Annotated in this window: 12 protein-coding genes; 5 read left to right on the forward strand and 7 right to left on the reverse strand. The window is 74.6% G+C overall.

Annotated elements, in window-relative coordinates; genetic code table 11:
• Nucleotides 1-60: 60 nt before the first annotated feature.
• Entirely contained in the window at nt 61-2,187 is a 2,127-nt protein-coding gene (locus tag ACFWDO_RS01520; RefSeq protein ID WP_380326815.1) for a type IIA DNA topoisomerase subunit B, read from the reverse strand.
• A 115-nt stretch (nt 2,188-2,302) separates the two neighbouring features.
• On the opposite strand from ACFWDO_RS01520, the gene ACFWDO_RS01525 reads away from it, so the two are divergent.
• Entirely contained in the window at nt 2,303-2,518 is a 216-nt protein-coding gene (locus ACFWDO_RS01525; RefSeq protein ID WP_380326818.1) for a hypothetical protein, read from the forward strand.
• Nucleotides 2,519-2,621: 103 nt separating this feature from the next.
• On the opposite strand, the gene ACFWDO_RS01530 is transcribed toward ACFWDO_RS01525, so the two are convergent.
• Nucleotides 2,622-4,217, reverse strand: coding sequence for a SpoIID/LytB domain-containing protein (locus ACFWDO_RS01530; RefSeq protein ID WP_380326949.1), 1,596 nt, complete (start codon nt 4,215-4,217; stop codon nt 2,622-2,624).
• A gap of 140 nt (nt 4,218-4,357) precedes the next feature.
• Between ACFWDO_RS01530 and ACFWDO_RS01535 the strand changes: the two genes are divergently transcribed.
• Nucleotides 4,358-5,881 (forward strand): FAD-binding oxidoreductase, encoded by a 1,524-nt coding sequence (locus tag ACFWDO_RS01535; protein WP_380326946.1) that lies wholly within the window; start codon nt 4,358-4,360, stop codon nt 5,879-5,881.
• Between the two features lie 135 nt (nt 5,882-6,016).
• Here ACFWDO_RS01535 and ACFWDO_RS01540 read toward each other — a convergent pair whose 3' ends face one another.
• The 3 genes from ACFWDO_RS01540 to ACFWDO_RS01550 all read right to left on the reverse strand — a co-directional run bounded on the left by ACFWDO_RS01540 (nt 6,017) and on the right by ACFWDO_RS01550 (nt 9,691).
• Entirely contained in the window at nt 6,017-7,618 is a 1,602-nt protein-coding gene (locus ACFWDO_RS01540) for an RNA polymerase sigma factor (RefSeq protein WP_380325333.1), read from the reverse strand.
• Between the two features lie 308 nt (nt 7,619-7,926).
• Entirely contained in the window at nt 7,927-8,283 is a 357-nt protein-coding gene (locus tag ACFWDO_RS01545; RefSeq protein ID WP_380325330.1) for a universal stress protein, read from the reverse strand.
• A 97-nt stretch (nt 8,284-8,380) separates the two neighbouring features.
• Nucleotides 8,381-9,691: a DUF4192 family protein gene (locus ACFWDO_RS01550; protein WP_380325327.1), complete on the reverse strand. Its 1,311-nt coding sequence runs from the start codon at nt 9,689-9,691 to the stop codon at nt 8,381-8,383.
• 169 nt (nt 9,692-9,860) lie between these two features.
• Between ACFWDO_RS01550 and ACFWDO_RS01555 the strand changes: the two genes are divergently transcribed.
• Entirely contained in the window at nt 9,861-10,487 is a 627-nt protein-coding gene (locus ACFWDO_RS01555; RefSeq protein ID WP_380325324.1) for a hypothetical protein, read from the forward strand.
• A gap of 40 nt (nt 10,488-10,527) precedes the next feature.
• Entirely contained in the window at nt 10,528-11,631 is a 1,104-nt protein-coding gene (locus tag ACFWDO_RS01560; RefSeq protein ID WP_380325321.1) for a polyprenyl synthetase family protein, read from the forward strand.
• A 33-nt stretch (nt 11,632-11,664) separates the two neighbouring features.
• Here ACFWDO_RS01560 and ACFWDO_RS01565 read toward each other — a convergent pair whose 3' ends face one another.
• The gene (locus tag ACFWDO_RS01565) at nt 11,665-12,078 is read right to left on the reverse strand and encodes an Rv2175c family DNA-binding protein (RefSeq protein WP_380325319.1); all 414 of its coding nucleotides are present in this window, start codon (nt 12,076-12,078) and stop codon (nt 11,665-11,667) included.
• A gap of 48 nt (nt 12,079-12,126) precedes the next feature.
• On the opposite strand from ACFWDO_RS01565, the gene pknB reads away from it, so the two are divergent.
• Nucleotides 12,127-14,142 (forward strand): Stk1 family PASTA domain-containing Ser/Thr kinase, encoded by a 2,016-nt coding sequence (gene pknB, locus ACFWDO_RS01570; RefSeq protein ID WP_380325316.1) that lies wholly within the window; start codon nt 12,127-12,129, stop codon nt 14,140-14,142.
• Between the two features lie 48 nt (nt 14,143-14,190).
• Here the strand turns inward: pknB and ACFWDO_RS01575 are convergent.
• The coding region (locus ACFWDO_RS01575) for a class II 3-deoxy-7-phosphoheptulonate synthase (RefSeq protein ID WP_380325313.1) at nt 14,191-15,382 on the reverse strand (1,192 nt) is incomplete at its 5' end.

Consider the following 15,382-nt stretch of genomic DNA (forward strand, 5'->3'; position numbering starts at 1 on the left):
CCCATCAGCCGTGGTCACCCGCCGCCCGGGTCGCCATCCGGACGCCCCGGGCGCGTCGGGTCAGGCGTCGATCCGCGACTGGTCCAGGGTGCCCGCTCCCGCGACGATGAACTCCTTGCGCGGGGCCACGTCGCTGCCCATGAGCAGCTCGAACACCCGCTCGGCGGCCTCGGCGCCCTCCACGGTCACGCGCCGCAGCGTCCGGTGGCGCGGGTCCATCGTGGTCTCGGCGAGCTGGTCGGCGTCCATCTCCCCCAGGCCCTTGTAGCGCTGGATGTCCTCCTTGTACCGGCGGCCGGCGCGGTCCAGCTTCTTGAGCGTGGCGGCCAGCTCGGCCTCCGAGTACGTGTAGACGTACTCGTTCTTTCGCCGCCCGCTGCCCAGCACCTCGACGCGGTGCAGCGGCGGGACGGCGGCGAAGACCCGGCCGGCCTCGAGCATCGGGCGCATGTACCGGTAGAAGAGCGTCAGCAGCAGGGTGCGGATGTGCGCGCCGTCGACGTCGGCGTCCGTCATCAGGACGATCTTGCCGTAGCGCGCCGCGTCGAGGTCGAAGGACCGCCCCGACCCCGCGCCGAGCACCTGGATGATGGCGGCGCACTCCGCGTTGCGCAGCATGTCGCTGATCGACGCCTTCTGGACGTTGAGGATCTTGCCGCGGATCGGCAGCAGCGCCTGGAAGTCGCTCGAGCGCGCCAGCTTCGCCGTCCCGAGCGCCGAGTCCCCCTCGACGATGAACAGCTCGCTGCGGGTGACGTCGTCGCTGCGGCAGTCCGCGAGCTTCGCCGGCAGCGACGACGCCTCGAGGGCGTTCTTGCGCCGGGAGATCTCCTTCTGCTTGCGCGCCGTGACACGGGCGCGCATCTCGGCGACCACCTTGTCCAGCAGCAGCGCCGACTGCGCCTTCTCGTCGCGCTTGGTGGAGGTGAGCAGCGCGCCCAGCTCCTTCTCCACGACGCGGGAGACGATCGCGCGCACGGGCGCCGTGCCGAGGACCTCCTTGGTCTGGCCCTCGAACTGCGGCTCCGCGAGCCGGACGGTGACCACCGCCGTCAGCCCGGCCAGGACGTCGTCCTTCTCGATCCGCTCCGCGGCGTCCTTGGTGGAGACCTTCAGCCGGCGCGCGTTCGCCTCGATCTGCTTGCGCACCGTCTTGAGCAGCCCCTGCTCGAAGCCCGACAGGTGGGAGCCGCCCTTGGGCGTGGCGATGATGTTGACGAAGGTGCGCACCTCCGTGTCGTAACCGCCGCCCCAGCGCAGCGCGACGTCCACCTCGCATTCGCGCTGCACGTCCTGCGGGGTCATGTGCCCGCGCGAGTCGAGCACCGGCACCGTCTCGGTGAAGTGCCCGCTGCCCCGCAGCTGCCACGTCGACGTCACCGGCGCGTCCGGCGCGAGGAACTCGACGAAGTCGACCGCGCCGCCGTCGTGCTGGAAGACCTCCTCGAACGGCCCCGTCTCGCCCGGGGTGCCGGGCAGCCCGCGCTCGTCGCGCAGCGTGATCTTCAGGCCGGGCACGAGGAACGTGGTCTGGCGCGCCCGGGTGACGAGCTCGTCGTAGCTGAACACGGCCGACTTCGGGAACACCTGCCGGTCCGCCCAGTACCGCACCCGCGTGCCGGAGACGCCGCGCTTGACCTTGCCGACGACGGCGAGCTCGCTGTGGTCGGTGAAGGGCGTGAACGGCGACTCGGGCGAGGCGCCCGACGCCGGGTCGGCGAAGACGCCCGGCTCGCCGCGGTGGAAGGTCATCCGGTGGGTCTTGCCGCTGAGGTCCACCTCGACGTCGAGGCGTGCGGACAGCGCGTTGACCACCGAGGCGCCCACGCCGTGCAGGCCACCCGACGCGGTGTAGGAGCCCCCGCCGAACTTGCCGCCCGCGTGCAGCTTCGTGAAGACCACCTCGACACCCGTGAGGCCCGTCTTCGGCTCGATGTCGACCGGGATGCCGCGGCCGTCGTCCTCGACCGTGACAGACGAGTCGGCGTGCAGCACGACGCGGATGTCCGACGCGTGCCCGCCGAGGGCCTCGTCGACGGAGTTGTCGATGATCTCCCACAGGCAGTGCATGAGGCCGCGCGAGTCCGTGGACCCGATGTACATGCCGGGGCGCTTGCGCACCGCCTCGAGGCCCTCGAGGACCGTCAGGTGGCGCGCGGTGTACCCGGACTCGGAGGTGGCTGTCACGGGAACGAGGGTAGACGACCCGAACAGGTGTTCCGTGTGCTCCACGCCGCTATGCCGGGAGCGAACCCGGCCGGGAACGGGATGCTCCGGGCCACCGGTCTGGTTGGATGGAGACGTGAGCACCACGACGACCGAACCGACCCAGCCGCTGACCGCCGCCGACCGCTGCGACCGCTGCGGCGCCCAGGCGTACGTGCGAGTGGTCCTGCCCGTCGGAGAGCTCCTCTTCTGCGGGCACCACGCGCGCGCGCACGCCGGCGCCTACGAGGGCGTCGCCGTCCACGTCCAGGACGAGACGGACCGGCTCCTCGCCGAGCACGGGGCACGCTGACCCGCGACCGCGCGGCACGACCCACGACACACGAGAGCCCCGCACCGTACGGTGCGGGGCTCTCGTGCGCTGTACGCGCCTCGGGTCGGGCGTCGCGGCCTGCTCAGCTGTTGCGGCCCGACAGCGAGCCCACCCACGACGCGCGCACCCCGAGCGTCGTGCGCCACCCGTCCGCCGTCTTGGTCCGCGACACCTTCTTCCCGGTCGCCGACGTGGCCGTCAGCGTCTTGACCTGCCCGCTCGACCACCGCGAGGTGACCGCGATCGAGCGCACCGACGACAGGCCGAAGATCGACCGCGCCTTCGCCTGCGTGATCGAGTCACTCCAGCTCAGGTAGGGGTTCTTCGGCGCCTTGGCCGAGTACGTGTCGGTCACGTGCTTGAGGTAGGGCAGAGCCGCCGTCCCGAACACCTCCGTGTTCGTCGCCGTGCCGCGACGACCGCCCGCACCGCCCGTCGACGCGAAGTAGGGCGTCTCGGCGAACAGGCCGTCGGCGTCGCGCAGCACGGTCACCGTGTGGTCGTCGGCCTGCACCGTGGCGTTCACGGCGGTGACCCACGTCCCGCCCCAGCCCCCGCCCTGCTTCTTCCACCCGGTGTAGTGCTGGGAGCGGGTGTCGTCGTAGACGTGGCAGCCGCAGACGGACTTGAGGCCCTTCACCTTCTCGACGATCGCGTAGTTGCGGGCCACGACCGCCTGCGCCTGCAGGGCCGCCGCGCCACGGTTGGTGCTCGACCCCCAGCCCGACGGCATCTCGTCCAGCCCGTACAGGTACTCGGTGTTGATGACCACCTCGTTGACCACGTTGGGCCGGTTCGACCGCTTGGTCACGACGAGGCGCCCGTTGCGGTACGTCCCCTGGGCGCCCGTGACCGTCGCGACCGCCTTCGTCCCGGTGGGCTGGTAGTAGCGGGTGCCGGACCACTCGTAGGTGAGGCTGGAGCGCGCGGACACCTTCGAGACCGTCGCGCTCCCCTTCATGACCGTGGCCGTGACCCCGCCGGTCGCGACGCCGACCTTGACCGTGCGGGAGGCGTCGCCGCTCGCCAGGACCTTGCCCGCCGGGTCCGTCAGCCGCCAGGTGCCGGAGCCGACCCCCAGCACGGTCGTGGTCCGGGTGTCGGACGGCGGGCCGAGCACCTGGACGTCGAGGGTGGTGCGCGGGTCGTTCGCCGTCGAGACCGTGGTGCCCGGGTAGTAGTAGCCGAGGATCTGCGCCGCGGTGCGGCCGGTGCGCGACTGCTGGTACGCGCCCCACTGGGCCAGCCCCACGCCGTGCCCCGACCCGGAGCCGGAGATCGCGAACCGGACCGGCACGACGCGCACCGTGATCGTGCCGCTCCTGGCGTGGCTGGTCCGGAATCGGTAGCTCGCGGTCGCGGTGGGCTTCACCGTCGTCGAGGCACGTCCCTTGGGGCCGGTCCGCACGGTGCGGACCTTCACCCACGAGCCGCCCTTCTTGCGCTGCAGCGTCACCGCGGCACCCTTCACGGGCTTGCCGGACCTGAGGTAGCGGACGCTGAGGATCTTGCCGACCGTCGCCGTCGTCGTCCCGCCTCCGGAGCCCGCCAGGGACCAGGTCGCGGCGCGCGCCGGCGGGGCCACCAGGACCGACGCGAGCGACAGTGCCAGCACGACGGCGAGGGCGAGCAGGACGACGAACCGGGACCGCCCGGGGAAGGCCGTGGTCTGGGGCACGGCGACACCCTGCCACATCGGCCCTGTCCGGGGGAACGCCCCGGACACTTCACCCGCGATCCGGGCCGCCGACCCGTCACCGCCGGGCGGCGCGTGGCTCCCTCTCCCCCGGCACCGTTCCACCGAAGGAGAGTCACCCGATGTCCAGCACCACCCCCGCCGCCCCGACGCTCGACGATCCCGCGGCCCACCACCTCACCACGACCGCCGCAGCCGCCGCCGACGAGCTGCGGACCGGCCTCGCCGGCACCGTCCACCTCCCGGGAGAGCCCGCCTACGACGCGGCGCTCGGCGGCTTCAACCTCGCGCTCGTCCACCGCCCGGCGCTCGTCGTGCGCGCGGCCTCGCCCGAGGACGTCGCGCGGACCGTCCGGGCCGCCGCCGGTCACGGGCTCGGCGTCGGGGTGCGCTCCACCGGGCACAGCGCCGCCCCGACCGGACCGGCCGACGTCCTGCTCGACGTGTCGGCACTGGACGGCCTGGAGGTCGACCCCGTGGCGCGCACGGCCACCGTCGGGCCGGGCACGTCGTGGCGCGCCGTCCTGGACGCCGGCGCCCCGCACGGGCTCGGCGGCCTCTGCGGCTCGTCCCCGCACGTCGGGGTGGTGGGCTACACCCTCGGCGGCGGCCTCGGTCCGCTCGCGCGCACGTTCGGCTTCGCCGCCGACCACGTCCGCTCCCTCGACGTCGTGACCCCCGACGGGTCGCTCGTCACCGCGTCGCCGGACCGGCACGCGGACCTGTTCTGGGCGCTGCGGGGCGGCGGCGGTGCGTTCGGTGTGGTCACGTCGCTGACGTTCGACCTGTTCCCGCTGCGCACCGTGCACGCCGGCACCGTGTGGTTCGACGCCGCCGACGCGGCACCCGTCGTGCATCGCTGGCGCGAGCTGGTGCGTGACCTGCCGGAGTCCGTGACCACCTCCGTCGCGCGCATGAACCTGCCGCCGCTGCCCGATCTGCCCGAGCCGCTGCGCGGCCGGGCCGTCCTCGTGGTGCGGTACGTACGCCACCTCGGCGACGATGGCCGCGACGGCGACGCCGGCGAGACCCTGGACGGCGGGGGCATGGTCGGCGGGGCCGCGGACGGGCTGGTCGACGCGCTGCGGGCGGTCGCACCCCCGCTCCTCGACACCGTCGGCGACCTGCCCTACGCGCGGATCGGCGAGATCCACGCCGACCCCGAGGACCCGATGCCGTTCGTGGAGCGCGGCGGGCAGCTGCGCGAGCTCACCGCCGACGCCGTCGACGCGTTCCTCGCGGCCGTGCCCGCGGGGTCGCCCGTGGCGATGGCGGAGATCCGCCTCCTCGGCGGGGCCGTGGGGCGGCCCGCGGCCGTCCCGAACGCCGTCGCCGGCCGGGACGCCGCCTGCACGCTGTTCGTGGGTTCGCTCGGCGCGCCCCTGGGGCCGCCCGACGCGGCCGCGCACGTGCAGGCCGTGCACGACGCCCTGCGCCCGTGGGCCACGGGCGGGTCGCTGCTCAACTTCGCGGGGCCGCGCGACGCCGTCTCGGCGCAGCTGATGCGGACGTCGTTCGGCCCGGGCACGTACGAGCGCCTGGTCGCGATGCGCCGACGGCTCGACCCGCTGGGCGTCCTCGCGCCGTCCTCACGGTGGGCGCCCGTTCACGGCGTCCCCGCGGTCAGGGCCGACCCGGTCGCCTGACCGCACGACCGACCTCGGCGACCGACGTCGACCCACGGCGTCGACCCACCGCGTCGACGCACGGCCCGGACATGCCGAAAGCCCCGTGCCGGTCGATGATCCGACCGGCACGGGGCCCTTCCTGCGCTGCGGGTATCAGTCCAGGTAGTCGCGAAGCACCTGGGACCGGCTCGGGTGGCGCAGCTTCGACATCGTCTTGGACTCGATCTGACGGATCCGCTCGCGCGTCACGCCGTAGACCTTGCCGATCTCGTCGAGCGTCTTCGGCTGCCCGTCCTGCAGACCGAAGCGCATCGAGACGACGCCCGCCTCGCGCTCCGACAGGGTGTCGAGCACCTGGTGCAGCTGCTCCTGCAGCAGCGTGAAGCTCACCGCGTCGGCCGGCACGACGGCCTCGGAGTCCTCGATGAGGTCACCGAACTCGCTGTCGCCGTCCTCGCCCAGCGGCGTGTGCAGCGAGATGGGCTCGCGGCCGTACTTCTGGACCTCGACCACCTTCTCGGGGGTCATGTCCAGCTCCTTGGCCAGCTCCTCCGGGGTGGGCTCGCGGCCCAGGTCCTGGAGCATCTGGCGCTGCACGCGGGCCAGCTTGTTGATGACCTCGACCATGTGCACCGGGATGCGGATGGTGCGGGCCTGGTCGGCCATGGCGCGGGTGATCGCCTGCCGGATCCACCAGGTGGCGTACGTCGAGAACTTGTAGCCCTTGGTGTAGTCGAACTTCTCGACGGCGCGGATCAGACCGAGGTTGCCCTCCTGGATGAGGTCCAGGAACAGCATGCCGCGGCCGGTGTAACGCTTGGCGAGGGAGACGACGAGGCGCAGGTTCGCCTCGAGCAGGTGGTTCTTGGCGCGCTTGCCGTCGTGCGCGATCCACCGCAGGTCGCGGTACATCCGGCGCTCGTCGGCGTTCGCCTTCGTCTTGTCGAAGTCGGCGTAGTCCTTGGACAGTCGCTCCTCCGCGAACAGGCCGGCCTCGATGCGCTTCGCGAGCTCGACCTCCTGCTCCGCGTTCAGCAGCGCGACCTTGCCGATCTGCTTCAGGTAGTCCTTGACCGGGTCGGCCGTGGCGCCGGCGGTGACGACCTGCTGCGCGGGCTGGTCGTCGTCGTCGGTGTCCGAGACGACGAATCCCCGCTCCTCGTCGTCGCCCTTGGTGTCCTTGCCCGCGGCGGCCTTCGTGCCCTTGGCGCCGTGCTCGGCGCCCTCCTGCTCGTCGTCCGCGACGTCGGTCGCGTCCTCGTCGAGCTCGACGTCCTCGATATCGTCCGAGCCCGGCTCGTCCTTCGAGGCGGCCTTGCGACCGCGCGTCGTCTTCGTGCCCTTGGTCGTCGCCGACTTGGACGCGGCGGAACGCGAGGCAGGCTTCTTGGCCGCCGGGGTCGACTCACCGGGCTCCTCGTCGGCCCCGGTCGTGGCGGAGGTCGACTTCACCGTGGAGGTCTTCACGGCGCCGGACCGCGCCGCCGGCGCCTTGGCGCGCGTGGCGGTGCTCCGGCTGGTGCTGGCGGCGGCGACCTTGGTGGCCGTGGGCACGCCGATCTCGACGCCCGCCGTCGCGAAGGCGCGCAGGACCGCCTTCAGCCGCTTCGGGTCCGCCACCGCCGCGTTCTCGCAGGCGGCACGGAAGCTCTCGGCGTCGACCCGGCCGTCGGCGGTGCCTCGAGCGAGCAGTCCCTGCAGGGCAGGGTGCTCGAACTCGCGGGGAAGTGCAGGGTTCTGCGCAGTGGACGCCACAAACCGACCTTTCGGCATTCGAGGGGACGGTGCACCGCCGTCAAGGCCTCCGACTCGGACTGTCGTGGCTCAGGCGGACACCCCTATTGTACCGGCGACATCCGCGACGGTGGGGCACCGCGGGCTCCTGCGCCCGCTCCAGTACCCGCGTCGTGCGGTCTCCGGTGCTGGCTCAACGCACGGGAGCGCTCGAAGATTCCCGCGGTACCACCGGGAACGGCCCGCGGTCGCCGCGCGCGGCGGGCACGGACGACACCGGCCGACGGTCACGAGCGTCACACCGTTCGGCGTGGCGCGGCGACCCATGGTCACGGCTTCACCGCGAGCACCGGACAGGGGGCCTCGAGCAGGATCCGCTGCGCCCCCGAGCCGAGGATGAGCTTGCCGACGGGGCTGCGGCGCCGCAGCCCCACGACGATCAGCTCCGCCCCCGCCTCGTGCGCCGTGCGCACGAGGTCCTCCGCGAGGTCCCCGGTGCCGGCGACCATCGAGTAGGGCACCCCGGACGCGGTCAGGTCGTCCTCGACCGCCTGCCTCTCGGGGCTCGCGTCGCCCTGGGCCACGACGACCGTGAGGGGGGCGGACCGCTCCCGCGCCTCGCGCTGCGCTGCGGCGAGTGCCGCCTGCCCTTCGGCCGTGCTCAGGAGTCCGACGACGATCGCCATGGGGGCACGCTACCCGACGCCGCGCCCGGTCACCGGCCTGCCAGGGACACCGACCGGGACCCTGCCCGTGGGCAACCAGGAGCCGGCCCGGAGCCGGTCACGAGCCGGCCCGGGAGCCGCCCGGTCGTCCTGTCGCACGCCCGGGGGCGCCCGCGGGGACCGCCGGTGCCGCCGGGCCCGAGGCCGTGACCCACCCCGGAGGCACCGCCGCACGCAGCACCCCGGCCAGGAGCGCGGCCAGGCGGTGCGACGGATCCTGACGCAGCGCCTCGCGGACCCGCCTCGCGGCCAGCCATCCGTCGCCGCGCCACCACGCGAGGAACGCCAGCAGGGCGAGCGGGGCGGCGTGCCAGCGGCGCGGCGCCGCGCCGACCACCTGCTCGAGGACGAGCCGCGCGGCGTCCGCCACCGCTGCGTCGGGCGGGACCCCGACCCGCGGGTCCACCACGCGGGCGATCGCCCGAGCCGTGGCCACCTCGACCGCGGTCTCGCTCTCGGCGCCCGCCCCTGGGCCGGGGGCACCGCGCGCGGCGGTCAGCTCTGCCGCGTCGGAGGCCCCCGGCACGAGGGACAGCAGCACGGCGTCGCGCACCGGGACGTCCGCGAGCGCCGCTGCCAGGCGGCCGAGGCGTGCGGGCGGCAGGGCGATCTCGCCGCCCGGGGTCGCGACCTGCTGGTCCGCGGCGGCCTGGCGCACGAGGTCGCGCCACACGCCGAGGGCCTCCGCGCGCCACCGCGCCGTCGCGGCGCCCGGGGGCTCGCCACCCTGCAGCGCGGGGCGTCCACGCTCGGTACGGGCGGCCGCCTTCGCGACCCGGTCCCGCACGGCGACGGACGCCCGGGCGATGCGGTGCGCCTCCTGCTCCGAGGCGGCGATCGCGCGCCCCGCGACGACGAACGCGGCCCCGACCTCGCCGTGCTCGAGCTCACCCAGCGGACGCCCGTCGGGCGGGCAGCACGCCGGGTCCGCGCAGCCGAGGCCGCGGTACCCGTCGGCACCGACCAGCCAGGTCTCGATGTCGGCCGCCGGGTCCAGCACCTCGTCGAGGGCGGCGAGCACCTCCGCCGCGCGGGGCAGGACGGCGGACTCCGGCCGCGCGGTGCACAGGACGACGAGGACGAGGACGGCCCCGACCCGCGCCGCCGCCCGTGCCACCGTGCGGGCGTCGGGCTCCGGTCCGTCGAGGCCTCCCGCACCACCGCCGTCGGCTTCGGCGAGCGACGTCCGGGCGACGAGGCCGATCCTCCCCTCCCCGGTGACGCAGACGACGACGCAGCACTCCCGGGGCCGGAACCCCAGCAGGTACGGCACGGCGGCGAGCATGTCGCGGGACGAACGGAGCACGACGGGCAGGTCGAACGGCGAGTCGGGCTCCCCGGAGCGGGGCGTGGCGTAGGCGGCTTCCATGGCCCGATCCCATCGGAAGCGGCGGGCACGTGAGGGCCGCCCGCCGCCGGCTGTGGACGCACCGCTCCTGGGGGCAGGCTCGGACCCGTCGCCCGTGGGGCGGCGTCCTGCCGACCACCGGGCCGACGGGCTCGCCCGATGCTCTCCCCGGGCCGCTACGGTGGGCGCCGTGCCCACGCTCCCCCGTCCGCCGCGCCCCTCTCGCACCGTCCGAGGTGCCCGTGCCGGCGGCGCCGCCATGGCCGTCGCCGCGCTGCTGACGTTGTCCGGGTGCGGGCTGCTCGGTGGCGGCGCCCCCGACGACGAGGTCTCGGCGACCGGTGAGCACGGCTCCGGCGTCGGGCTGCGCGGCGACGGCGACGCGACCGCGAGCGCCGACCCGGACGCCCCCGCTGCGCTGCCCACGTTCGACCCGGACACCGCCGTCGGCGGCTACGCGCCCGGCTTCCCCGAGAAGCTGCTCGGCGCGCCCCAGGACGCCACCGTCCTCGCCAGCTCGGCCACGCCCGGGGCGGGGAGGCTCACGGACGTGACCCTCAACCTGAGCACGACCCGCAGCACGCAGGAGGTCATCGACCAGCTCGCGAAGCGGCTGCACAAGGCCGGCTTCACCCAGTCCGAGACGGGGACGCTCACCGGGCTCACGGCCCAGACGACGTTCGGCCGCGAGACCACGCCGAAGTCGAAGAAGGGCGCCAAGGACGCGGGCCCGGTCGTGGAGTCCGTCACGCTCGGCGTGCTCGACGACGGCGAGCGCCGCCTGGTCACCGTGAGCGGCTCGGTCCTCACCGGCTGACCCGGGCCCGGGCCCTCGTCCGGACACATAGGCTGGCCGCATGCCCACCGCACCGTCCCTGGTCGACCTCGAGAACCTCCGCCCCGACGTCGACGCCGAGGTCGAGCGGCACCTCGCCGACCTGGAGCGGGAGGCCGCCTCGATCGGGGCCGCGGCGACCGCGCTCACGGATCAGGCGGCGGTCCTCCTGCGCGGGGGCAAGCGGCTGCGGGCGGCGTTCTGCTACTGGTCGTTCCGGGCCCACGGCGGGCCGTCCGAGGGCCCCGGGCGCGATGCCGTGGTCCGCGCCGGCGCGGCCCTCGAGCTGTTCCAGGCCGCGGCCCTGCTGCACGACGACGTGATGGACGCGTCCGACACGCGCCGCGGCGAGCCCACCGCCCACCGCGCCTTCGAGGCTCGCCATTCCGGGGCGGGCTGGGCCGGGTCGGCCGAGCGCTTCGGCACGTCCGCCGCCATCCTGCTGGGCGACCTGTGCCTGGTGGCGTGCCAGCGCGAGATGGCCGCGGCGGTCGAGACCCTCCCTGACCGGGCGGGCGACGCGCGGGCCCTGTTCGACGCCATGCAGACCGAGGTGGTCGTCGGCCAGTACCTCGACGTGCTGGTGCAGGCCGAGCCGTGGGGGCTCGACCCGGCGGCGGACGAGGAGCGCGCGCGCACCGTCCTGCGCGCCAAGTCGGCGCGCTACTCGGTGGAGCGCCCGCTCGTGCTGGGCGCCGTGCTGGCGGGCGCCGCCCCTGCCCGCCTCGACGCGGTCTCCGCGGCCGGCCTGCCTCTCGGGGAGGCGTTCCAGCTGCGCGACGACGTGCTCGGCGTCTTCGGCGACCCGTCGGTCACGGGCAAGCCCGCGGGCGACGACCTGCGCGAGGGCAAGCGCACCGTCCTCGTGGCCCGCACCATGACCGCCGCGAGCCCCGCCGACCGCGACCTCGTCGTCGCCCGGCTGGGTGACCCCGACCTCGACGGCGCGACGGTCGAGCGGCTGCGCGGGGTGATCGCGGGCTCCGGCGCGCTCGACGGGGTCGAGACGCTCATCGGCGCGCTCGCGGACGGCGCGCTCGCGGGCCTCGCCGCGGCGGACCTCGCGGAGCCGGGGCGCACGGTCCTGCTGGACCTGGCGCGCGCCGCGGTCGACCGCGCGGCCTGAGCCGGCCGCGCGGTCCGGCGGGTCAGCGACGCGTCACAGCAGCGCCTGCGCGACCCGGCGCACCTCGGCCCGGCGCCCGGCCAGGAGCTCCGCGATCGGCGCGTTCCCGATCGACGGCTCGGTCTCGAACAGCCAGCGCAGGATGGCCGCGTCGTCGAGCCCCACGTCCGAGAGCACCAGGACGGTGCCGCGCAGCGTCGGCAGCACGTGCGGCTTCTCGCCGTCCGTGACGAGGAAGACGGCGGGCACCTGGAAGGTGTTCCGCTCGCCACGCTTGATCCCGACCAGCGTCCGCTCGGCGACCAGCCCCCGCACCTTGCTCACCGGGATGCCGAGCACCTCGGCGACGTCGGGGAGGGTCAGCCACTCGTCCACGAGCGGCTCGAGGGCGGTGCGGTCGTCGGTGGCGCCTGCGGGGCCGGGCGCGGGGGATGCGGTGTCGTTCACCCGGCCAGCCTACGGGCCCGCCGATCGGGCCGCCCCTACACTCGTGGCGTGGCCATCGCGACGACCGACCCGATGCTCGGCCGCCTGGTCGACGGGCGGTACGAGATCGTCGCGCGCGTCGCGCGCGGGGGCATGGCCACGGTCTACCGCGCCACCGACCGCCGCCTCGACCGCGAGGTCGCGATCAAGGTGATGCACCCACACCTGGCCGACGGCGTGGACGGCGCCGCGTTCGTGTCCCGCTTTCGCCGCGAGGCCCGCGCGGCCGCCCGCCTCACCCACCCGGGCGTCGTGGCCGTCTACGACCAGGGCGTCGACGGGGACACGAGCTACCTGGCCATGGAGTACGTGCCGGGCACGAACCTGCGGCGCGAGCTGCACGACGCCGGCGCGCTCACCCTGGGCCGCACCCTCGACGTCGTCGCGCAGGTGCTGGCGGCCCTGGCCGCGGCCCACCGCAGGGGCGTCGTCCACCGCGACGTGAAGCCCGAGAACGTCCTCGTCGTGGGCGACGCCGACGGCGTGACCGACGGCCGGGCCGGCACCTCCGCCGCAGGGCGGGTCAAGGTCGCGGACTTCGGCCTGGCGCGCGCCGTCACCGAGGTCACGACCACCACCACAGGCACCGTCCTCGGCACCGTGGCGTACCTCGCGCCGGAGGTCATCACCAGCGGGCGCTGCGACGCCCGCACCGACGTCTACGCCGTGGGGGTGCTCGCCTACGAGCTCGCGACCGGCACGCTCCCCTACCCCGGCGAGACGCCGATCCAGGTCGCCTTCCACCACGTGCACGAGGACCACCCGGCGCCGTCGGAGCGCGTCGACTGGCTCCCTGAGGGCCTCGACGCCCTCGTCGCGTCGTTCACCTCCCGCGACCCGCAGCGCCGGCCAGCCGACGCCGGGGCCGCGCTCGAGGCGGTCGAGGCGCTGCGGGCGTCGCTCGACCCCGAGCTGCTCGACCGTCGCGCCGACGCACCCGCCGACGACGCACCGGCCGCCCCCGACGACGCCACGGACGGCGCCGAGGACGCGGACGCGGCGGGCCCCGGGGCCACCGACGCCGTCGACGAGATCCCCACCGCGTTCTTCCAGGAGGTGTCCGCGACCGCGCCGTCGCGAACCGACGACCGGCCGGTCGAGCAGCCCACCGAGGCCTACGGACGGCCTTCGAGGCGCCGGCGCGCGATCGCGTGGTCGCTCGCCGTCGTGCTCCTGCTCGGCGGGGGCGGGCTCGGCACCTGGTGGTGGTTCGCCGACGGCCCCGGCGCGTGGACCTCGGTCCCCTCCGGCATGGCCGGGGCGTCGGCGGACGACGCGCACGCCGCCCTCGAACGGGCCGGGCTCGACGTCACCACCAGCCGCGCGTTCGACGACGAGATCCCCGTCGGCGCGGTCGTGACCACCGTCCCGGCGCCGGGCGAGCGGGTTCGCCTCGACGGCTCCGTGGAGCTGGTCCTCTCGCGGGGCGTGCGCATGCTCACGGTGCCCCACGACCTCGTCGGCGCGGACCGCGAGAAGGCGACGGCGGCGCTGGAGCGCGCCGGCTTCACCGTCGGGTCGCCGACCCGGGCCTACGACGACGAGGCGGACCGCGGCACCGTCCTCGACCTCTCGGCGGGCGAGGGCACCCGCCAGCGGCACGACACCGTCATGACGCTCACCGTCTCCGACGGCCCCGCCCCCGTGCAGGTGCCGCAGGAGGTGGGCAAGGAGAAGGACGCCGCGGTCGCCGACCTCGAGAGCCTCGGGCTCGTGGTGAAGCTCGCCGACCCGACGTACTCCGAGGACGTCCCGAAGGGCCACGTCCTGGCCCAGGACCCGGAGCAGGGCGCCGCGGCGCACCGCACGGACACGGTCACCCTCACGATCTCCCAGGGGCCGCCGCTGGTCGAGGTGCCGAACGTCGTCGGCAAGCACACCGACCCGGCCCGCAAGGCGCTGGAGAAGGCCGGCTTCAAGGTCAAGGAGAACGCCTACCTGGGCGGCCTGCTCGACACCGTCCGCTTCCAGGACACCACCGGCACGGCCCCGAAGGGCAGCACCGTCACGCTGACGGTCTGGTAGGCGGCCCGACGCGACGGGCCAGCAGGCGGCAGCTCGTCGGGCGATGGGTCACCAGCTGGTGAGCATCTCCGCGACGCGGAACGCCATCTCGAGCGACTGCTGGTGGTTCAGACGCGGGTCGACGAGCGTCTCGTACCGCAGCGCGAGCCCGGCGTCGTCGATCTCCTCGCTGCCGCCCAGCACCTCGGTGACGTCGTCGCCGGTGAGCTCCATGTGCAGGCCGCCGGGCACGGTGCCGAGGGCGCGGTGCACCTCGAAGAAGCCGGTCACCTCGTCGAGGACGTCCGAGAACCGGCGCGTCTTGTATCCGCTCTCCGACGTGATCGTGTTGCCGTGCATCGGGTCGGTCACCCAGGTGACGGCCACGCCCGCGGCGGTCACCTTCTCGACCACCTCGGGCAGCACGTCACGGACCTTGCCGGCGCCCATGCGGGTGACGAACGTCAGGCGCCCCGCGGTGTTGTCCGGGTTGAGCCGGGCCGCGAGGGCGAGCGCGTCGTCGGCCGTCGTCGTCGGGCCGAGCTTGACCCCGACGGGGTTGGCGACCCGCGAGAGGAACTCGACGTGCGCCCCGTCCAGCTGGCGCGTGCGCTCGCCGATCCACAGGAAGTGGGCCGACGTCGCGTAGGCCTCGCCAGTGCGGGAGTCGACGCGGGTGAGCGCCCGCTCGTAGTCGAGGATGAGCGCCTCGTGGCTGAGGTAGAACTCCACCGAGCGCAGGGCGTCGAAGTCGGCGCCGCAGGCCTCCATGAAGCGGATCGCCCGGTCGATCTCGGCGGCCGTGCGCTCGTAGCGCGAGTACGCCGGGTTGCGCATGAACCCGCGGTTCCACTCGTGCACGCGCCGCAGGTCGGCATGGCCGCCCTGCGTGAACGCGCGCACGACGTTCGCCGTCGCCGACGAGATCCGGTACGCCTGCTCCAGGCGCACCGGGTCGGGCGTGCGCGACGCGGGGGTGAACTCGTGCCCGTTGACCATGTCGCCGCGGTACGCGGGCAGCGTGACGCCGTCGCGGGTCTCGAGGTCCGACGAGCGCGGCTTGGCGTACTGACCCGCCAGGCGGCCCATCTTCACCACCGGGGTGCTCGCGCCGTGCGTGAGCACCACCGCCATCTGCAGGATGGTGCGGATCTTGTTGCGGATCCGGGTCGCGTTCGCGTCGGCGAACGTCTCTGCGCAGTCGCCGCCCTGCAGCAGGAACGCCTCGCCCCGGCCGGCCGAGGCGAGGCGCTCGGTGAGC

It is taken from the genome of Isoptericola sp. NPDC060185 (assembly GCF_042728595.1).
Classification (GTDB): domain Bacteria; phylum Actinomycetota; class Actinomycetes; order Actinomycetales; family Cellulomonadaceae; genus Isoptericola.